We start from the raw sequence: 16,533 nt of genomic DNA, 5'->3' as shown, positions 1-16,533 counted from the left end.
GATCGCATCCTTGCATGACAACCGCATGACGCAAAGCGGTCAGGCCACAGCCGCTTGTCGGTCCTCTGCGAAAAACGCCGTGATCCGATCGATCACCGGCTCCGCCGAGACGATGCGGCGATGCCCATAGCCGTTTGCCCAGTGCACCGTGACGTTCGGCCCCGCCTCCCCATAGCGCCGCGCATGACTGGCGGGAACCTCCTTGTCGTCTTCGGCATGAATGACGAGCATCGGCACCTGCAGCGAGCGCGCCGAGCGCGCGGCATCGAATGTCGAGAGCGGTACGCCGGCGATCGCTTCGATCCGTTCTTCGAAGGCCTGCTGGGCGAGCGCTCCAAGGGCGAGCATCTTGCCGAGCCCTTTGAACAGCCACGTCATTTCGCTCGGCGAGCCGATCGACACCAGCCGGCGCGGCATATGGGCGGGCACCGAGGGAATAAGACCCATGGCCGCACAGCCGAGTGCGGCGCCGCCGAAGGAATGGCCGCAGAAGTAGTCGAAACCGCCAACGCGCAGCCAGGCAGCATCGATTGCCTGTACAGCCATTGGCAGGGTCAGCGTCCTACCGGGTGACGCACCGTGCCCCGGAAGATCAAGCGCGACCACTTCATGCCCCGCAGCAACAAGCCCGGACGTCAACGCCGAGAGATAATCCGTGCGAGAACCCCACCCATGGACGACCAGTACCCGCCCCTTGAATGATTCGCAGGCCCTGGCGCGAAAGCAATGCGCCATCGCCCGCCCGCCGGCGAAAGTGAGAGGCACCCGTTCCGCCTGCCGCATCCACCCCTGCGACTGCGCCAGAAGGACCCGCTCCTTTTCGTGTGCCGGACGACGGGAGGGGGTTGTCGTGAAAATCCGGAAGGCTATGCGGCCCGCGGCCTCGGGAGAGACGGCAGCCGTCGCGCCGAGTGCTCGGCGGATGACCTTCAGGGCGAAAGATGCCATAGTGCGTGTCCCTTAAACTGTTCAATGATGAACAATAAAGGTCAAGGATGAACAAAAAGCAAGCCCTTCCATGGGACCATCCGCGCTTCCGAAGCTGGATCGGCGTCGCCCGCGCCTGCCAGTTGATGCAGCAGACGCTCGGTCGCGCACTGTCTCACCTGGATATCAAGACGCCGCATCTCGATATCCTGATCAATCTCTATCGCTTTCCGGGAATCTCGCAGCAGGAGCTGGCCCGCAAGCTTCTGGTCGGGCGCTCCAATATGAGCATGCTTCTGCCGCAGCTCGAAAAGCGCGGGCTGATCCTGCGCTCGCCGGATCAGAAGGACCGGCGGGTCCTGCGCCTATCACTGACGGATACAGGATCCGCGGTCACGGAAGAAGCCATGACGATCCAGACGGCTCTGATCGAACGCACCCTGTCGCAGACGCCGGTCGAGCAATGCATGGCGATGGCGGATGCCATGGAAGGCATCATCGCGCTGCTGCTGAAGGAAGAGCGCGACGAAAACTGACTGCCTCAGCGGGGCTTTTCGGACCGGTCGCGCGTCATACCCTTCTCGGCAAGCTCCTGCTCATAAGCGGCAAAGAGTTCCTCGCCCTTTTCCCCGAGCTCGCGCAAATAGCTCCAGGTGTAGATTCCGGTGTCGTGGAGGTCGTCGAAGCCGATTCGCACTGCATAGTTGCCTGTCGGCGCAACCGAGATGATGGCGACGTTGCGCTTGCCCGGCACGGTGACGCGCTGCCCGGGTCCGTGCCCCTGCACTTCCGCAGACGGGGAAAGCACCCGCAGCATCTCCGCCGACAGCTCGAAGCGCTGCCCGTCGTCGAAAGCGACCATCAGCCGCTGCCGGTCCTTGGATACCCGCAATTCCGTCGGCCATTGCTCGCTCATCTTCGTCCTCCACGCGCTTTCAGGCAGCACTATGCCGCACACGTCGCATAGGCAAGATACAATTTCATGCGATAATGTCGCCGTGATCTTGACGGTCGGATCGGCACATCCGACATTCCGGTCAGGACGGAGGAAGACGTGAATAGCTTTGCAGGAACAACAGACAGGGCCACGGCGCTGGCTCCCTCAACGGCTCCGATGATCGACCCGTTCGGTCGCGCCGTCACCTACCTGCGGGTCTCCGTCACTGATCGCTGCGACTTTCGCTGCACCTACTGCATGGCCGAGAACATGACGTTCCTGCCAAAGAAGGATCTTTTGACGCTGGAGGAACTGAACCGGCTCTGCACCACCTTCATCGACAAGGGTGTGCGCAAGATCAGGCTGACCGGCGGTGAGCCGCTCGTGCGCAAGAACATCATGCATCTCGTGCGTGAACTCGGCCAGCAGGTCGAGGCCGGCCGGCTCGATGAACTGACGCTGACCACGAACGGTTCGCAACTGTCGAAGCACGCGGCGGAACTTGCCGACTGCGGTGTCCGCCGCATCAACGTCTCGCTCGACACGCTTGATCCCGACAAGTTCCGCGCGATTACGCGCTGGGGCGACATCACGAAGGTAATGGAAGGCATCGACGCGGCGCAGGCCGCCGGTCTGAAGATCAAGCTGAACGCCGTGGCATTGAAGGATTTCAACGATCGGGAAATCCCCGACATGCTGCGCTGGGCGCATGGCCGCGGCATGGACCTGACCCTGATCGAGACCATGCCGATGGGCGAGATCGAGGAAGATCGCACCGAGCACTACCTGCCGCTTTCGGAAATGCGCCAACGCCTCGCCGAGCAATTCACCCTTACCGACATCGACTACCGCACCGGCGGACCGGCGCGCTATGTCACCGTCGAGGAAACGGGCGGCAAACTCGGCTTCATTACGCCGATGACGCACAATTTCTGCGAAAGCTGCAATCGCGTACGCCTCACCTGCACCGGCACGCTCTACATGTGCCTCGGTCAGAACGATGCCGCAGACCTGCGTCTGCCGCTGCGCGCCTCCGAGGATGACGCGCTCCTGTCGCAGGCGATCGACGAGGCAATCGGCCGCAAGCCCAAGGGCCACGACTTCATCATCGACCGAGAACACCGGCGCCCCGCCGTCGCTCGCCATATGAGCGTAACGGGCGGCTGAACAAATCACACAGTTGGCGCGTGCGGAACAACATCGCGCCAACTGCAGTCTCAGGCGAGTTGCAGTCGACCCGCGGGCCGCTTAGGCCGGTTCGACACTGGTGTCGACGACGGCAAAGTCGTGGGTGATTGTCGCGCTCTTGGCAATCATCGCCGATGCCGAACAGTACTTTTCGAGCGACAGGGCTATGGCGCGTTCGACCTTGTTTGCCGCTAGGCTGCGGCCCTTGACGGTGAAGTGCATGTGGACGCGGGTAAAGACCCTCGGTTCCTGCTCGGCGCGGTCGGCATCGATCTCGATGACGCAGTCCTCGACCTTTTCGCGACCTTTCTCAAGGATATGGACGACATCGTAGGCGGTGCAGCCCCCTGTCCCGATCAGAATCAGTTCCATCGGGCTTGGCCCGGGTGTCCGCCCCTCTTCCCCGAAAGCCGTTCCCAAAACGACCGTGTGCCCGCTTCCGGACTGGCCGATGAAGGTCCGATCCTCGACCCATTTAACACGCGCCTTCATGCAAATTCTCCTGTCATGACGATAGTCATCATATAGTGCCATCGCAGTCGATGTACTCCAAAAATCGGTCCGTGGCGGCCCCGGCTTGTTTTGGGGTTTCAGGCACCGGAACGCTCGCCTGTCGGCGATAGCCAGATCGGTCGATCGGGGCTACAGTTTCTCTGTGGCGACGCGTTCGCCATGAAAGCCAGCAAGAGGCTTCGTCATGACCGGTGAGCGGGTTCAGCGCAGGCTTGCTGCCATCCTTGCGGCCGACGTCGTCGGCTATTCGCGCCTGATGGAGGCTGACGAGGCCGGGACGCTGGCGCGCCTCAAGGCGCTGCGCTTCGGCGTGATCGACCCTGCCATCGCGCGCCATTCCGGCCGCATGGTCAAGCTGATGGGCGACGGGGCGCTGCTGGAGTTCGCAAGCGCCGTCGAGGCGGTGACCTGCGCGATGGAAATCCAGAAGCTGGTGGCCGAGCACGATCGCGACGCTCCTGCCGACGCGCGCATCCGCTTCCGGATCGGCATCAATGTCGGCGACGTCATCGTCGACGGCGACGACATCTACGGCGACGGCGTCAATGTCGCGGCAAGGCTCGAAGCACTCGCGCAGCCTGGCGGCATCTATATTTCCCGCTCCGCCGCCGATCAGGTTCGTGACAAGGTTCCCGTCGGAATCGAAAGCCGCGGATCACAATCGGTAAAGAACATCGCCCGCCCGATCGAGGTTTTCTGCCTAGTCGCTGGCAATGTGCCCCACACCGCTGCCCTCGACCTGGCCGCGGCCCGCCCTTGGCCGGCGACGTTGGAAAAGACCTCGATTGCAGTCCTCGCCTTCAACAACATGAGCGGAGATGCGGACCAGGAGTATTTCTCCGACGGCATCAGCGAGGACATCATCACGGATCTGGCCAAACTGTCAGAATTGCACGTCATCGCCCGGAATTCCTCCTTCGCCTACAAGAACAGCCCGGTTTCGGTGCGGGAGGTCGCTGCGGCACTGGGCGTCCGCTATATCCTCGAAGGGAGTGTGCGCAAAGCAGGAAGCAAGGTACGGGTCACCGCGCAGCTGATCGACGCGGCAACGGGCGGGCACGCCTGGGCCGAGCGGTTCGACCGCGAACTGACCGACGTCTTTGCCGTGCAGGACGAAATGACCCAGCACATCGTGGCCGCGCTCAAGGTGCGGTTGACGACGTCGGAACGGGACCGCATCGCCGACAAGCCCGTTGCTGACGTCACCGCGCACGAGTGCTTCCTGCGAGGACGTGAGCAGGTCTGGCTCCATACGCGGGCCGGCAACACCAATGCACGCGCCTTGATGGTTGAGGTACTTAAGATCGATCCGAACTGCGCGGCGGCCTACGCTTTTACCGCGATGGCGCATGTAAACGACTATATCAACGGCTGGACCGCCGAGCCCGACACAATTCTTTCGACCGGCCTCGACCTGGCACGCCGTGCCATCGCCCTCGATGAGCGAATGCCGGAAGGCCATTTTGTCCTCGGGATCGCCCTTTTGTGGAGCAAGCAACCGGACGAGGCGCTCGAATCGGTCTCACGCTGCATCGCGCTTGCCCCGAGTTCGGCAGAAGGCCATATGCTGAAGGCGCACATCGAGATGTTCAACGGGCTTCCGGCCCAGTCGATCGAGACGCTCGACACCTACATGAAGCTCGATCCGCTCTACCCTGAAATTGCTCTGCAATTTCTCGCAGAGGCGCAGTTTCTGCTCGGAAGGTTCGATCTCGCGGCTGACACACTGACGAAGCGGCTCGCGCGCAATCCTCAGGCAACGACGGCCTACGCGCTGCTCGCGTCATGCCAGGGCCATCTCGGGCGCATAGAGAATGGGCAAGAGGCATGGGCGCAGGTCATGCGGCTCGAACCGGATTTTTCCGTCGAACGTCGGCGGAAGCTACTGCCGTTCAAGAATCCCGCCGATTTCGAACGGCGCGTCGAGGGGCTACGGCAACTGGGGATTGCCGTATAACGGGAGCCCCGCAACGGCGCGACCGTTGCGGGGCCCTTTCGTTAAAGCGACCGGAATTCAAGCCGCGTAGTGGTCCCCGTAACCGTCGCGGCGGTCGAGGTCGCGTGTCTTGAAGTGATCAATCTTCCGGTTCAGCACCTCGACACGGCTGCGCAACCCATGGATCTCGGCTGTGTTCTCTTCCACCATCGCCGCGTTCTGCTGGGTTATCAGCTCGACCTGGTGAACCGCTTGGTTCACTTCGCTCAGGCCCTCGTACTGCGCCGCAGCCGCCTGCTCGATGTTGCCGACGAGTTGATGGATCGAGGAGATGTGCTCGTTGATGACCTTCAATGCCTTGCCGGTTTCCTCAACCAAAGACACGCCGTTGCGAACCTGGGCGGAACTGTCGGAGATCAACCCCTTGATCTCGCGTGCAGCTCCGGCGCAGCGCTGCGCAAGTTCGCGCACTTCCTGGGCAACGACCGCAAAGCCCCTGCCCGCCTCGCCTGCGCGCGCAGCTTCAACGCCGGCGTTGAGTGCGAGCAGGTTCGTCTGGAAGGCAATCTCGTCGATAACGCCGATGATCGTGCTGATCTTTTCCGAGGACCGGTTGATCTCGGCCATTGCGTCGACCGCCTTGGCCACGACCTCACCGGAGCGGATCGCGTAGGTGTGGGTCTCGTCGACGGAAACTGCAGTCCGCTGGGCGCTTTCGGCTGTCGAGCGAACGATGTCGGTCAGTTGGCGAAGCGCGCGTGTGCTCTCCTCCAGTGCGGCCGCCTGCTGCTCGGTGCGGCGGGCAAGATCGTCGGCCGAGGATGCGAGGTTGCCGGCGCCGCCACTGATTTCGACCGTCGTCGCGCGAACATCCGAAAGGGTGGCCCGCAACGCCTCGACGGCGTTGTTGTAGGTCCGGGCCATGGCGACATACTCGGCGGCCAGCGCCTCCGTCATGCTCTCCTCGAGGTCACCTGCGGCAAGCTTCCCGAGCACGTCGGCCAGCGCGCTCAATGCTTCCATCTGCTCCGCCTCGATGCGGGCCTGCTCGGCGGCGCGGCGGGCCTGCTCCTCGGCTGTCTGCGCACGTTGTGCCTCCGCCTCCTGCTCGAGGCGAACGTTCTCGAGGGCCGCGTCACGGAATACCGCGACCGAACGGACCATGTCGCCGATCTCGTCGCCGCGATTGCGGCCGTCAATCGGAACGTCGAGTTCGCCACTGGCCAGTCGCGACATGACCTCGGTGACGCGCTTCAGCGGGCCACGCAGCGTCTCGACCAGCATCAGGCCGCCGACGATGGCAAGCAGCGTGCCTGCGACCATGGCGATGATCGAGACGTTTGCCGAGCGCTGGCTGTCCTTTTTGCCTGCTTCCTGTGCGCTGCTGACGAAGGTCTCCAGCGTCTGGCTCGCATCGGAAACGAGCGCGCGCGCGTCGGTGCGAGCTTGCCGCCAGCGATCGCCGATGGCGATCAGATCCTCTGAACCCTTGTCGATCGACTCAAGCGGCGGCGCCAGCTTGTCGGCAAGGTCGCGCAGGGTGGCGTTCTTGCCGCCGAGATCGGACAGTTGGACCGCACGCGCGGCAACACCCGCGGTGTCGGCGAGCACAAGGTCGCGGCTCTCGTGATCAAGCTTGCGATGGAGCTCGCTGATGTGCAGGCGCGTGGTCTCAACCCACTTGAATGTCTCGCCCATGAGCGAGATCAGCGTTTTCAGAAGCGTGATCTCGCTGTCCATGCCGACGAAGCGCTGGGCGGCCGTATCCGAATTCTCCTGGGCTGCCTTGAGGAAATCGGCATCAAATTTGGCGAGCTTCGACAGGATCGGCGTGAACGCCAGCTTCTTGGTTTCCGGATCGTCGCTGCTCGTCAGGATCCGCTGGATTTCCTTTATCTCCTTCTTGAGCAGGGCGAACTGCTCCCGCGCCTTCGGTGAAGCGATCTTCTCTGATTCTCCGACCTGCCTGACAAGTTGCGGCAGGTAGGAGCCCGCGGCCTTGATCTTGTCCTCCGGCTTCATCGCCAGCGCCACGGGCTTGCGGAACTTGCCGAGGCGAACAGCCAGGCTCTGGTAAGCGGCGGCGTCAAACAGCAGCGTCTTGGCGAACTTTTCCTTCCCATCCGATTCACTGCGGATGACGGCAATCTGCTTCTGTGCGAATTCGCCCTGTGCCGTCATGTCGCCAAGGGCCGCCTCGAGCGCTGCGGTGATCGCTTCCTGCTCGGTACGGATCGACCACAGGAGATCCGCCTGGGCGCGCATCTTGCCGGCCAACTCCACCACCGACGCGATTTTCGCCTTCTCACCCGGGTCGGGCAGCAGGCCGTCCAGCGTGCGGATACCCGCCTCCTGATCGTCGATGCGCTCGGCCAGTGCGCTGCGGCTCTCTTCGGTCGGATGATCGACGAAGTCCTGCAACGCCGTCCTGAGCTTCTGGAAGTCCGACAGGCTGTTGATGGTTTCGCGCGTCACGGTCATGTGGCCGTTCAGTGTTCTCGCGGTAAAGAAACCGACCAGACCGATCCCGGCGATCAGGACGACCAGTGGGACAACGAAAAGCAGCACCTTTGTGACGATACGACGTCGCTGCAACAGGCGATCGATGAAGGACATGGGTTCCCCGGCTTTATTATTATTCCGACCTCATACCCGTCCGGTGGCGGACGTCCCGCCTCTGTGAAGAGCCGATGCAGCATACGCCGTCACCAGCAAGGGGCCCGACGACTTTGCCGCGCGCCCGCCATCCGTCGCGTCATGCGATGGTCTTGTGGGTGACGCGACGATAGTCGCTGAAACTTAATGAAATGCGAAATCAACCGGAGGTATTGAAAAGCGTTTCTGCTTCACGCGATTTCACGGCTGGAACGTCCGTACTTCCGTCCTAATTTCTTGCTGTGGCGGCCAGGGGTGATCGCGACTATGAGGAGACAACCTGTCCGAGGAATCGCAGCATGAGCCTGTCAGCCAATCACAAGGGCGCTCTCTTCATGGCCGTCGCCATGGAGCGGACATCTTCAAAATACGCCCCGCGTCGCGAAAAGTCGCACGCGCCGCTATACTTCAAGGTGTCAGGCGCTAGGGTCAGGACCGTTACCGAGCGAGGTTCATGAAACACAACGTACCCCCATTGCGCAGCAGCGAGATCCCCGGCGTCATACTCGCCGGCGGACTATCCACCCGCATGGGTGTGGACAAGGCGCATGTCCGTCTCGGCGGCGTATCGTTGATCGTCCGCGCCGTCCAGCGCCTTGGCCTGCAGGTGTCGTCTGTCGCGATCAGCGCCAACGGGCCGCTTGCGGTCGAATGTACGCTCGGCGCACCTGTTTTCGCCGATCTCGGCGGTGAACGCTCCGGTCCACTCGGCGGTATTCTGTCTGCACTCGCACATGTGCGCGAACACCACCCCCTCGCAACGCACGTTGCCACCGTACCGACGGACAGCCCATTCTTCCCGATTGATCTCGTGGCGCGTCTTGGCGCCGCCATCGACCACCCCGAACGCATCGCGGTCGCCTCCTCCTCCGGCGGCCTGCACTCCGTCTTCGGCCTCTGGCCCGTCGCACTTGCCGACGACCTCGCCGATTGGCTCCGGGACGGCCAATCGCTGCGACTGAGGACCTGGCTCGACAGGCATGGCGCCAGCCAGGTACACTTTCCGGATCGGGAAACGCCGCGCGGACCTTTCGATCCCTTCTTCAACATCAATACGCCGGAAGAACTCGCCCTGGCTGAAAGCTGGCTTGGAACGCTCGAACCATGACCGACGAAAAACCCCGCGTCTTCGGCATTGCCGGTTGGAAGAACTCCGGCAAGACAGGGCTGACGACGCGCCTCGTTGAAACACTCGTTGCGCGCGGCTATCGCATCTCGACCATCAAGCACGCCCATCACGACTTCGATATCGACAAGGCCGGCACAGATAGTTACCGCCACAGAGAGGCCGGCGCGCAGGAAGTGACGATCGTCTCCGGCACCCGCTATGCCATCATGCATGAGCTGCGCGGTGATCCCGAGCCGGGCTTCGAAGAGGTACTGGCACGTCTCGCCCCTTGCGATCTCGTGCTGGTCGAGGGCTACAAGCGCGAACCGATCCCGAAGATCGAGGCGCGGCGTCTCGAATCGGCAAACCGCACACCGCTGGATGCGCAGGATCCGCACGTCGTCGCCATCGCCGCCGACCATTCGGTGACGGACACCGCCCTGCCCGTCTTCGACCTCGACGACACCGAGGCGATCGCTGATTTCATTCTTGTGACCGTCGGACTGCCCACGTGAGGAGCACCTGAAATCGAAGCGTCAGGATGCAGCGCTACGACCCGCACACCTGATTGCACATTGTCCTATCGCCTACTTGCCTGGCTTGGACGCCGCAACCAGATGCCACCTGGGCCGTTTCCAAAGAGCGTGAGCCGGCTACAGCAACGGCAATGCACGCGGCCCCGACAAGAGGCCGCTGACAAACGGGTTGGGCGCCCGGCGCTTCCCCTCCTTCCGCCACCTCGGACGTGATCCGGGGTCCAGCCGCGCCGCGGACGCGGCGCGAAAGGGTCTTGTGCGCTCAAGGACTTGGGCGCGCTGGATGCCGGGTCGAGCCCGGCATGACGGTCAAAGCTGGCGCAGCGGGGCTTTGTCAGCAAGCAAGAGGCCGCCGGATCGCTCCGGCGGCCTCTATGAAATCACGCTGACGTCGCCTCTTACTCGGCAGATGCGACCGGCTTGACCAGCGGAGTGACGCGGCGGATCGTGACGCGGCGGTTGAGTTGTTCCGGGCCCTCGGTCAGGACCTTCAGGTAGCGCTCGCCATAGCCCTGCGTCGACAGGTTCTCCGGCGGAATGTCGTAGACATCAGTCAGGATGTTGGCGACCGATTCGGCGCGTTCGTCGGACAGGATCAGGTTCGAATCGTCCGAACCGACGGCGTCCGTGTGCCCCTCGATCAGGAAGGTTTCACCGGGGTTCTCGTCTAGGAGTTCGTTGATCGCATCGGCAACGCGCCTCAGTGTCGAAGCCTGCTCCATCGAGATCTCGGCGCTGCCGGTGGCAAACGTGACGGTATCGAGATCGATACGACGCACCTTGTCGCGGATTCGGGCCGAGTACTTCACTTCGTCGAGCGTGTAGACCCGTTCGACCGCCTCGACCGGCGGCGCCTCCAGGAAGGCGCGGTAGTCGCGGTCATAGTCGCTCGAGGTGTCGATGATGTAGTCTTCGACCGGAACCGTCAGGCGCATCGGCGGCAGGTACAGGCCCGGGTCGCGGAAGGGAATGCGTTCTTCTACGTAGTCGACCTCGGGAACGTAGTAGAGCACATATTCCCGATCGCCGACAAAACGCGAGCGCTGGATGACTTCACCATAGCTGTCACGAATGGTCACGACGCGGATGCCGCCATCCCGCTCGATCGTCTCGCGCACGCGCCCGCCGCTGAGGTTCTCGTAATAGGTATCCTCCGCACGGCGCGACAGTCTATCGCCGTCGTAGTTGCGTACGAACGTGCGGTTGTCGATATTGTAGATCACACGATTATCTTCACGCCGGTCGATGCGGACGTGATCCAGATCCCTGTAACCGGGGCGCCGATCGAAACGCTCGCCGCGCTCGCGCTCGATAGATTCGTATCGCACCGGCCGGCGGCGATTGCCATCCCGGTCGATCTGCGCATCGGCGTCCGACGACGGCACGAAGTGCCGTGCATTTCGACGCTCTTCTTCCCGGCGCTCTTCCGCGCGGCGCTTCCGGCGCTCTTCCCGCGTACCGGCCCCGCGATTGTCCGCGTCCTTGTCACTGTCGAGCACGGCGGCGCCGCCAACGACCGGCAGTTCAATGGTGTCCACGGACTTCGACGGATCACGGGCGATCCGTTCGCGCTCCGGATCACGCTCGCGCCGAGGCCTCTGGCGATTTTCCTCGTCGGCCCTCCTTTCGCGCTCGGCTTCTGCCTTCTTGCGGCGCTCATCGCGGGCCCTCTGCCGGTCGGACTGCTGCTGCTCCTCGGCGGCGCGGTTCTGCTCTTCGGCCTGCTGCTCCTGCTGCTTCTTGCGGCGCTCCTCGCGGGCCTTCTGCCGGTCGGACTGCTGCTGCTCCTCGGCGGCGCGGTTCTGCTCTTCGGCCTGCTGCTCCTGCTGCTTCTTGCGGCGCTCCTCGCGGGCCTTCTGCCGGTCGGACTGCTGCTGCTCCTCGGCGGCGCGGTTTTGCTCTTCGGCCTGCTGCTCCTGCTGCTTCTTGCGGCGCTCCTCGCGGGCCTTCTGCCGGTCGGACTGCTGCTGCTCCTCGGCGGCGCGGTTCTCCTCTTCGGCCTGCTGCTCCTGCTGCTTCTTGCGGCGCTCCTCGCGGGCCTTCTGCCGGTCGGACTGCTGCTGCTCCTCGGCGGCGCGGTTCTGCTCCTCGGCCTGCTGCTCCTGCTGCTTCTTGCGGCGCTCCTCGCGGGCCTTCTGCCGGTCGGACTGCTGCTGCTCCTCGGCGGCGCGGTTCTGATCCTCGGCCTGCTGCTCCTGCTGCTTCTTGCGCCGCTCCTCGCGGGCCTTTTGGCGGTCGGATTGCTGCTCCTGCTCGCCCTGCTGCGCCTCCTGGCGCTGCTTGCGACGAAGCTTGCGAAGTTCTTCCTCGGAAAGCTGTCCTTCATCGGATTGAACCAGGATCACGCCCTGCGTCGCCGCGGCCGGCTGCATCGCATGGAACGGTGCTGCATCGGCCGACTGCCAGATGATAGATGCGATCGGCAGCGCTACCGTAGCGAGCAATTTGGTTCGATTACCCATTATGTCTTCCTTGTATTCCCGTGTTTCCTTCGTCGCGAAGGGTGATCAGCCGGCCCGCACCATCTTTGTTCGATCGGCACTCGGATTCCACCTGCCTGCGTAATTGTTACCGACTGCGGCCTGAACTCGTGATGAACAGGTCGTTGCTCGATGTTCAGGCAACGCATCGACCCGTAGCGTCGTTCCGCTACGGTCTAACAATTCACCTCACAACCCTGGCTTGCTTTAAGAGGAACACCAAATGCCTGTTGCTTTTTGGGGCAAAAGCAGTCGATTATCGCCGCCACGCGGACCTACTGCATCCGCCCGGGAACCGCCGATAACATCAAGAAGCCGGCGGCCGTAAACAGAGAGGATCAAAATGCGCATTTCCAAACATCTCACCATGGCCGCGTCCGCTGCCGCCTTCACGCTTCTTGCCGGTGCTGCGATGGCCGATGGTGAAAAGATTGTCATCGGCACCGAAGGCGCCTACCCGCCCTTCAACAACCTCGAAGCCGATGGCACGCTGACGGGCTTCGACGTCGATATCGCCAAGGCGCTGTGCGAAGAGATGAAGGCCGAATGCACCTTCGTCACCCAGGATTGGGACGGCATCATTCCGGCACTCGAAGCCAAGAAGTTCGACGCCATCATCGCTTCCATGTCGATCACGGAAGAGCGCAAGCAGAAGGTCGACTTTTCGGCCAAGTACTACAACACGCCGCCGGCGATCGTCGTACCGAAGGATTCCGAGATTACCGCTGCGACAGCCGAAGCGCTCGCCGGCAAATCGCTCGGCGCACAGGGGTCGACGACGCATTCGAACTATGCCGAAGCGCATATGAAGGACGCAGAGCTGAAGTTTTATCCGACCGCCGACGAGTACAAGCTCGACATCGCCAATGGCCGAGTCGACGCCGTCATTGATGACGTCGTGGTTCTGTCGGAGTGGCTGAAGACCGAAGACGGCGCTTGCTGCAAGCTGCTTGGCACGCTGCCGGTCGATCCGGTCATCAACGGCGCCGGCGCCGGCATCGCAGTCCGCAAGGGCGAAACCGATCTGGCCGACAAGTTCAGCAAGGCGATCCAGGGTATCCGCACGAGCGGCAAGTACCAGGAAATCAACGCCAAGTACTTCCCCTTCGACGTCTACGGCGAAGATTAATCAGCGCTCCCGCTTATGCGGGGATTTTATGACCTGATGCGGGTTTGTATGGACGGGAGGGCTTGCCCTCCCGTCTTTTTTGTTTGAGAACTGCCTTAAACAGAAGGCGTAGTGAAGCGCCGCAGCGATGAGCGCACAAAATGCGCCGGGGGTACACTTGGTATGAGCGGGTTCTTTTCCGCCATCGCGGAGGCGATCTCCGCGTTTCTCAGATTGATCGACCCATTGTGCGGTCCGGCCGGCGTATTCCGCTGGTTCGCCAGTGATACGCTGCTGGCCTGCGGCGATAGCGGCTGGGGCGACGAGATCGCGATCGGCTTTCTCGTTACCGCGAGTCTCGCCTTGGCGACGCTGCCCATCGGGTTGTTGCTCGGCCTGTTCATCGCGCTTGCCAAGCAGTCCGAAGAGCGCTCGCTGCGCCTTGCCGCCGACATCTACACCACCATCTTCCGCGGCCTGCCGGAACTGCTGACGCTCTTCATCGTCTATTACGGGCTGCAGATCGTCGTGCAGAATCTGCTTTCCGCACTCGGATATGAACAAGCCATCGAGATCAATGCCTTCTTCGCCGGCATGATCGCGCTCGGCGTCGTCTTTTCAGCCTATTGCTCCGAAGTTCTGCTGTCAGCATTCAAGGCGATTCCCCGCGGACAGTACGAGGCCGGCTACGCGCTTGGCCTGCATGAAGGCCGCACCATGCGGTTGATTGTGCTGCCGCAACTCGTCCGCATCGCTCTGCCCGGCCTCGGAAACCTCTGGATGGCTCTCTTGAAGGACACCGCGCTGGTCTCCGTCGTCGGCCTGTCCGATATCCTGCGCCAGACGGGTATTGCCGCGCGCGTCACGAAGGAAGCCTTCCTGTTCTATAGCATCGCGTGTGTTCTCTTTCTCGTCCTCGCGTTCCTCTCGTCGATCGCGTTCGCGGGAATCGAAAGGCGCGTCAAACGTTCGGAGGTCGGACGATGAGCGTTGCTGCCACTCTCATTCCGCCGCAGGCTCCGCCACCCGCCCCGCCGCAACCCTATACGCTGTCGCGGTTTGTCGGCAGCGTTGCGCTTGGCGTCTGGCTGGCGCTCACCGTCGGCATATTCCTGACCGTGGTCAATGGCTGGGACCCGGCCAAGTTCGCCAAGTACGGCCCGAGCTACCTCTCTGGCCTTGGCGTGACGCTGCTGCTTGTCGCAATTTCGATCTCGCTCGGGGCGCTGGTCTCGCTGCCGCTCGCCTTCGCCCGGATGTCGAAAAACAAGCTGCTCTCCTGGCCCGCCTTCGCCTATGTCTATTTCTTCCGCGGCACTCCGCTGCTGACGCAACTCTTCCTCGTCTATTACGGGCTTGGCAGTTTCTCGGCGGAACTCAAGGCGCTTGGCCTATGGGGTTTCTTCCGTGATGCCTGGAACTGCGCGCTGCTCACCTTCACCCTCAATACCGCCGCCTACCAGGCCGAAATCCTGCGCGGCGCCATCGAGAGCGTGCCGCGCGGGCAGCACGAAGGGGCAGCCTCACTCGGACTGCCGAAGCGGATCACGTTCTTCAAGATCATCCTGCCGCAGGCACTGATCGTGGCGCTTCGACCCTACGGCAACGAGATCATCCTGATGATCAAGGGCTCGGCCATCGTCGCGATCGTCACCGTCTTCGACCTCATGGGCGAAACGCGGCGCGCCTTCTCGCGCACCTTCGACTACCAGACCTATCTCTGGGCAGCGCTGCTCTACCTGATGATCGTCGAGATCATGCGCAACCTCTGGGCATGGCTGGAAGCGCGGCTGACCCGTCACCTCAAGCGCTGAGAAGCTGAGGCTTTTCTTGGCAGCACTCGGCTGAAACTGCTGCCAAGGTTCTGATTTTGCACGTTTAATTTTCACACCATGTAAAAATCAACGATTGATTTACTACCCCCGTGGCTCAATCATAGGGACCATCATTCCGACTAATTGAGGTCCCTGATGACACAGGACTTGGAACTGCAGCTGAAAGGCTACGGCCTGACGACGGCCCAGATCCTTTACCACTTGCCGGACCATCCGCTGTTGCTGCAAACCTATGTCTGGCAGCATTACGACCTTGCTCCGGAGTTTCCCGAAATGCGCCAGTTCCTGAAGTTCTGGCAAGAACAGCTCGATGGACCGCTTCATTCGGTGCGCTATGTGCACAGAAAGCTGATCTCCGCGACCGAATGGAGGACGCTGAAGGGAGAGTTCATCCTGCACTGACACCAGTTCGACCACTGTCACCGTCGCGCCAGGCAGTGCGTCGGATCATGGCGGTTGCGCTAGACATGCGCCTCGCCGCGCACGCGTTCCCCCTCGGAGGGTTCCTCGTGCAGAACGGCTGCGACAACGAGAAAATAGAACGCGGCGACGATGACGAGCACGGCACCGCCGGGGATGGGGCCGAGGGCTGCGTTCTTCAGCACCTGATGGACGGACAGCGCGACGTCGAAGGGCCCGGCCTCCGTCATCGTCGAGGACGAGATCTTCAGCGCCCAGGCGAGAAGCAGGATCAGGTACATCCAGGAATAGTTCCGTCGCAGCCGGCGGCAGGCGGCCTCCCGATAGCCGATGAGAAACTCCGGTTTGCGCAGGCTCTTGGCGATCGCCGCGGCCCAGTCGGTAGACAGATCGCCGCGCGGCTCGAGGAATTCCGCAAAGTACTTCTTCTCGATCTGCCGCACCCGCGCCCGATAAACGTCGAAGAAGCGGTAGCGCCGCGCCTCGATCAGAAGCAGGAGCGAAATTAGCAGCATGGCGAAAAGCAGTACACCGTGATGCGAACTCGGCGTCGAAAGCGAAATAGAGAGCATGGCGGCGACCACCGTGATCGCCCAGTTCGTCGTACGATCGATCCGGTCACGCCAGCCCGCCATGCGCCCCAGTTCACCACGATAGTAGTGAACCATCAGATTGATCGCCTCGGTCGACGATGCCGGAAGATGTGGCGACGGAATCTGTCCCTCGTCCGGTTGCGTGGAAAGCGCGGTCACCTCGCCCGCCATCGGCCTTCCTCCTAATTCCTCTTTTGCTTGAACGAGATAATGCTCTTCTTTGATCCGCTTGTGAAATGTCAATTTCGACACCAGCCGGATGGAGGCGCTGGTCATCATTGCCAAACGGGTTCACCG

Annotated in this window: 15 protein-coding genes; 9 read left to right on the top strand and 6 right to left on the bottom strand. The window is 62.3% G+C overall.

All coding sequences use genetic code 11. From position 1 onward, the window contains the following. Positions 1-39 precede the first annotated feature (39 nt). Positions 40-948: an alpha/beta fold hydrolase gene (locus IB238_RS06210; protein WP_192244514.1), complete on the bottom strand. Its 909-nt coding sequence runs from the start codon at positions 946-948 to the stop codon at positions 40-42. 47 nt (positions 949-995) lie between these two features. On the opposite strand from IB238_RS06210, the gene IB238_RS06205 reads away from it, so the two are divergent. Next, positions 996-1,463 carry a MarR family transcriptional regulator gene (locus IB238_RS06205; protein WP_192244512.1) on the top strand — a complete coding sequence of 156 codons (468 nt, stop codon included), beginning with the start codon at positions 996-998 and terminating at the stop codon, positions 1,461-1,463. Positions 1,464-1,468: 5 nt separating this feature from the next. Here IB238_RS06205 and IB238_RS06200 read toward each other — a convergent pair whose 3' ends face one another. Further along, entirely contained in the window at positions 1,469-1,843 is a 375-nt protein-coding gene (locus tag IB238_RS06200; protein WP_192244510.1) for a DUF971 domain-containing protein, read from the bottom strand. A gap of 198 nt (positions 1,844-2,041) precedes the next feature. Between IB238_RS06200 and moaA the strand changes: the two genes are divergently transcribed. Next, complete coding sequence (gene moaA, locus IB238_RS06195; protein WP_246723597.1) at positions 2,042-3,031, top strand: GTP 3',8-cyclase MoaA; 990 nt, start codon at positions 2,042-2,044, stop codon at positions 3,029-3,031. Positions 3,032-3,112: 81 nt separating this feature from the next. Here moaA and IB238_RS06190 read toward each other — a convergent pair whose 3' ends face one another. Then, the gene (locus IB238_RS06190; RefSeq protein WP_192244506.1) at positions 3,113-3,544 is read right to left on the bottom strand and encodes an OsmC family protein; all 432 of its coding nucleotides are present in this window, start codon (positions 3,542-3,544) and stop codon (positions 3,113-3,115) included. A gap of 205 nt (positions 3,545-3,749) precedes the next feature. Here IB238_RS06190 and IB238_RS06185 point away from each other — a divergent pair, with 205 nt between their 5' ends. After that, positions 3,750-5,522 carry an adenylate/guanylate cyclase domain-containing protein gene (locus IB238_RS06185; RefSeq protein ID WP_192244504.1) on the top strand — a complete coding sequence of 591 codons (1,773 nt, stop codon included), beginning with the start codon at positions 3,750-3,752 and terminating at the stop codon, positions 5,520-5,522. A 57-nt stretch (positions 5,523-5,579) separates the two neighbouring features. On the opposite strand, the gene IB238_RS06180 is transcribed toward IB238_RS06185, so the two are convergent. Next, a complete protein-coding gene (locus tag IB238_RS06180; RefSeq protein ID WP_192244502.1) occupies positions 5,580-8,117 on the bottom strand; it encodes a methyl-accepting chemotaxis protein in 2,538 nt (845 codons plus the stop codon). 493 nt (positions 8,118-8,610) lie between these two features. On the opposite strand from IB238_RS06180, the gene mobA reads away from it, so the two are divergent. Beyond that, positions 8,611-9,264 carry a molybdenum cofactor guanylyltransferase MobA gene (gene mobA, locus IB238_RS06175; RefSeq protein ID WP_192244500.1) on the top strand — a complete coding sequence of 218 codons (654 nt, stop codon included), beginning with the start codon at positions 8,611-8,613 and terminating at the stop codon, positions 9,262-9,264. Continuing rightward, entirely contained in the window at positions 9,261-9,779 is a 519-nt protein-coding gene (gene mobB, locus IB238_RS06170; protein WP_192244498.1) for a molybdopterin-guanine dinucleotide biosynthesis protein B, read from the top strand. Before mobA ends, mobB begins: the two co-directional genes overlap by 4 nt. A 419-nt stretch (positions 9,780-10,198) precedes the next feature. Here mobB and IB238_RS06165 read toward each other — a convergent pair whose 3' ends face one another. Beyond that, positions 10,199-12,262, bottom strand: a complete 2,064-nt coding sequence (locus IB238_RS06165; RefSeq protein WP_192244496.1) for an OmpA family protein — start codon at positions 12,260-12,262, stop codon at positions 10,199-10,201. 361 nt (positions 12,263-12,623) lie between these two features. Here IB238_RS06165 and IB238_RS06160 point away from each other — a divergent pair, with 361 nt between their 5' ends. The 4 genes from IB238_RS06160 (at position 12,624) to IB238_RS06145 (ending at position 15,625) form a co-directional block, all read left to right on the top strand. Then, positions 12,624-13,409 (top strand): ABC transporter substrate-binding protein, encoded by a 786-nt coding sequence (locus IB238_RS06160; protein WP_192244495.1) that lies wholly within the window; start codon positions 12,624-12,626, stop codon positions 13,407-13,409. 162 nt (positions 13,410-13,571) lie between these two features. Further along, a complete protein-coding gene (locus tag IB238_RS06155; protein WP_192244493.1) occupies positions 13,572-14,375 on the top strand; it encodes an ABC transporter permease in 804 nt (267 codons plus the stop codon). Further along, a complete protein-coding gene (locus IB238_RS06150; protein ID WP_192244491.1) occupies positions 14,372-15,202 on the top strand; it encodes an ABC transporter permease in 831 nt (276 codons plus the stop codon). The genes IB238_RS06155 and IB238_RS06150 overlap by 4 nt, the downstream gene beginning before the upstream one ends. Positions 15,203-15,358: 156 nt before the next feature. Next, the gene (locus IB238_RS06145) at positions 15,359-15,625 is read left to right on the top strand and encodes an aspartate-semialdehyde dehydrogenase (protein WP_192244490.1); all 267 of its coding nucleotides are present in this window, start codon (positions 15,359-15,361) and stop codon (positions 15,623-15,625) included. A 59-nt stretch (positions 15,626-15,684) separates the two neighbouring features. Here the strand turns inward: IB238_RS06145 and IB238_RS06140 are convergent, their stop codons facing one another. Next, complete coding sequence (locus tag IB238_RS06140) at positions 15,685-16,407, bottom strand: DUF2270 domain-containing protein (RefSeq protein ID WP_192244488.1); 723 nt, start codon at positions 16,405-16,407, stop codon at positions 15,685-15,687. Positions 16,408-16,533: the final 126 nt, after the last annotated feature.

Source organism: Rhizobium sp. ARZ01, from assembly GCF_014851675.1.
Taxonomy (GTDB): domain Bacteria; phylum Pseudomonadota; class Alphaproteobacteria; order Rhizobiales; family Rhizobiaceae; genus Mycoplana.
Note: the sequence above shows the minus strand (reverse complement) of the source record. Positions and strands in the feature narration are given on the sequence as shown.

Coding starts and splice junctions, on each gene's coding strand:
- IB238_RS06210 (WP_192244514.1), bottom strand. CDS start 948: ATGGCATCTTTCGCCCTGAAGGTCATCCGCCGAGCACTCGGCGCGACG.
- IB238_RS06205 (WP_192244512.1), top strand. CDS start 996: ATGAACAAAAAGCAAGCCCTTCCATGGGACCATCCGCGCTTCCGAAGC.
- IB238_RS06200 (WP_192244510.1), bottom strand. CDS start 1,843: ATGAGCGAGCAATGGCCGACGGAATTGCGGGTATCCAAGGACCGGCAG.
- moaA (WP_246723597.1), top strand. CDS start 2,042: ATGATCGACCCGTTCGGTCGCGCCGTCACCTACCTGCGGGTCTCCGTC.
- IB238_RS06190 (WP_192244506.1), bottom strand. CDS start 3,544: ATGAAGGCGCGTGTTAAATGGGTCGAGGATCGGACCTTCATCGGCCAG.
- IB238_RS06185 (WP_192244504.1), top strand. CDS start 3,750: ATGACCGGTGAGCGGGTTCAGCGCAGGCTTGCTGCCATCCTTGCGGCC.
- IB238_RS06180 (WP_192244502.1), bottom strand. CDS start 8,117: ATGTCCTTCATCGATCGCCTGTTGCAGCGACGTCGTATCGTCACAAAG.
- mobA (WP_192244500.1), top strand. CDS start 8,611: ATGAAACACAACGTACCCCCATTGCGCAGCAGCGAGATCCCCGGCGTC.
- mobB (WP_192244498.1), top strand. CDS start 9,261: ATGACCGACGAAAAACCCCGCGTCTTCGGCATTGCCGGTTGGAAGAAC.
- IB238_RS06165 (WP_192244496.1), bottom strand. CDS start 12,262: ATGGGTAATCGAACCAAATTGCTCGCTACGGTAGCGCTGCCGATCGCA.
- IB238_RS06160 (WP_192244495.1), top strand. CDS start 12,624: ATGCGCATTTCCAAACATCTCACCATGGCCGCGTCCGCTGCCGCCTTC.
- IB238_RS06155 (WP_192244493.1), top strand. CDS start 13,572: ATGAGCGGGTTCTTTTCCGCCATCGCGGAGGCGATCTCCGCGTTTCTC.
- IB238_RS06150 (WP_192244491.1), top strand. CDS start 14,372: ATGAGCGTTGCTGCCACTCTCATTCCGCCGCAGGCTCCGCCACCCGCC.
- IB238_RS06145 (WP_192244490.1), top strand. CDS start 15,359: ATGACACAGGACTTGGAACTGCAGCTGAAAGGCTACGGCCTGACGACG.
- IB238_RS06140 (WP_192244488.1), bottom strand. CDS start 16,407: ATGGCGGGCGAGGTGACCGCGCTTTCCACGCAACCGGACGAGGGACAG.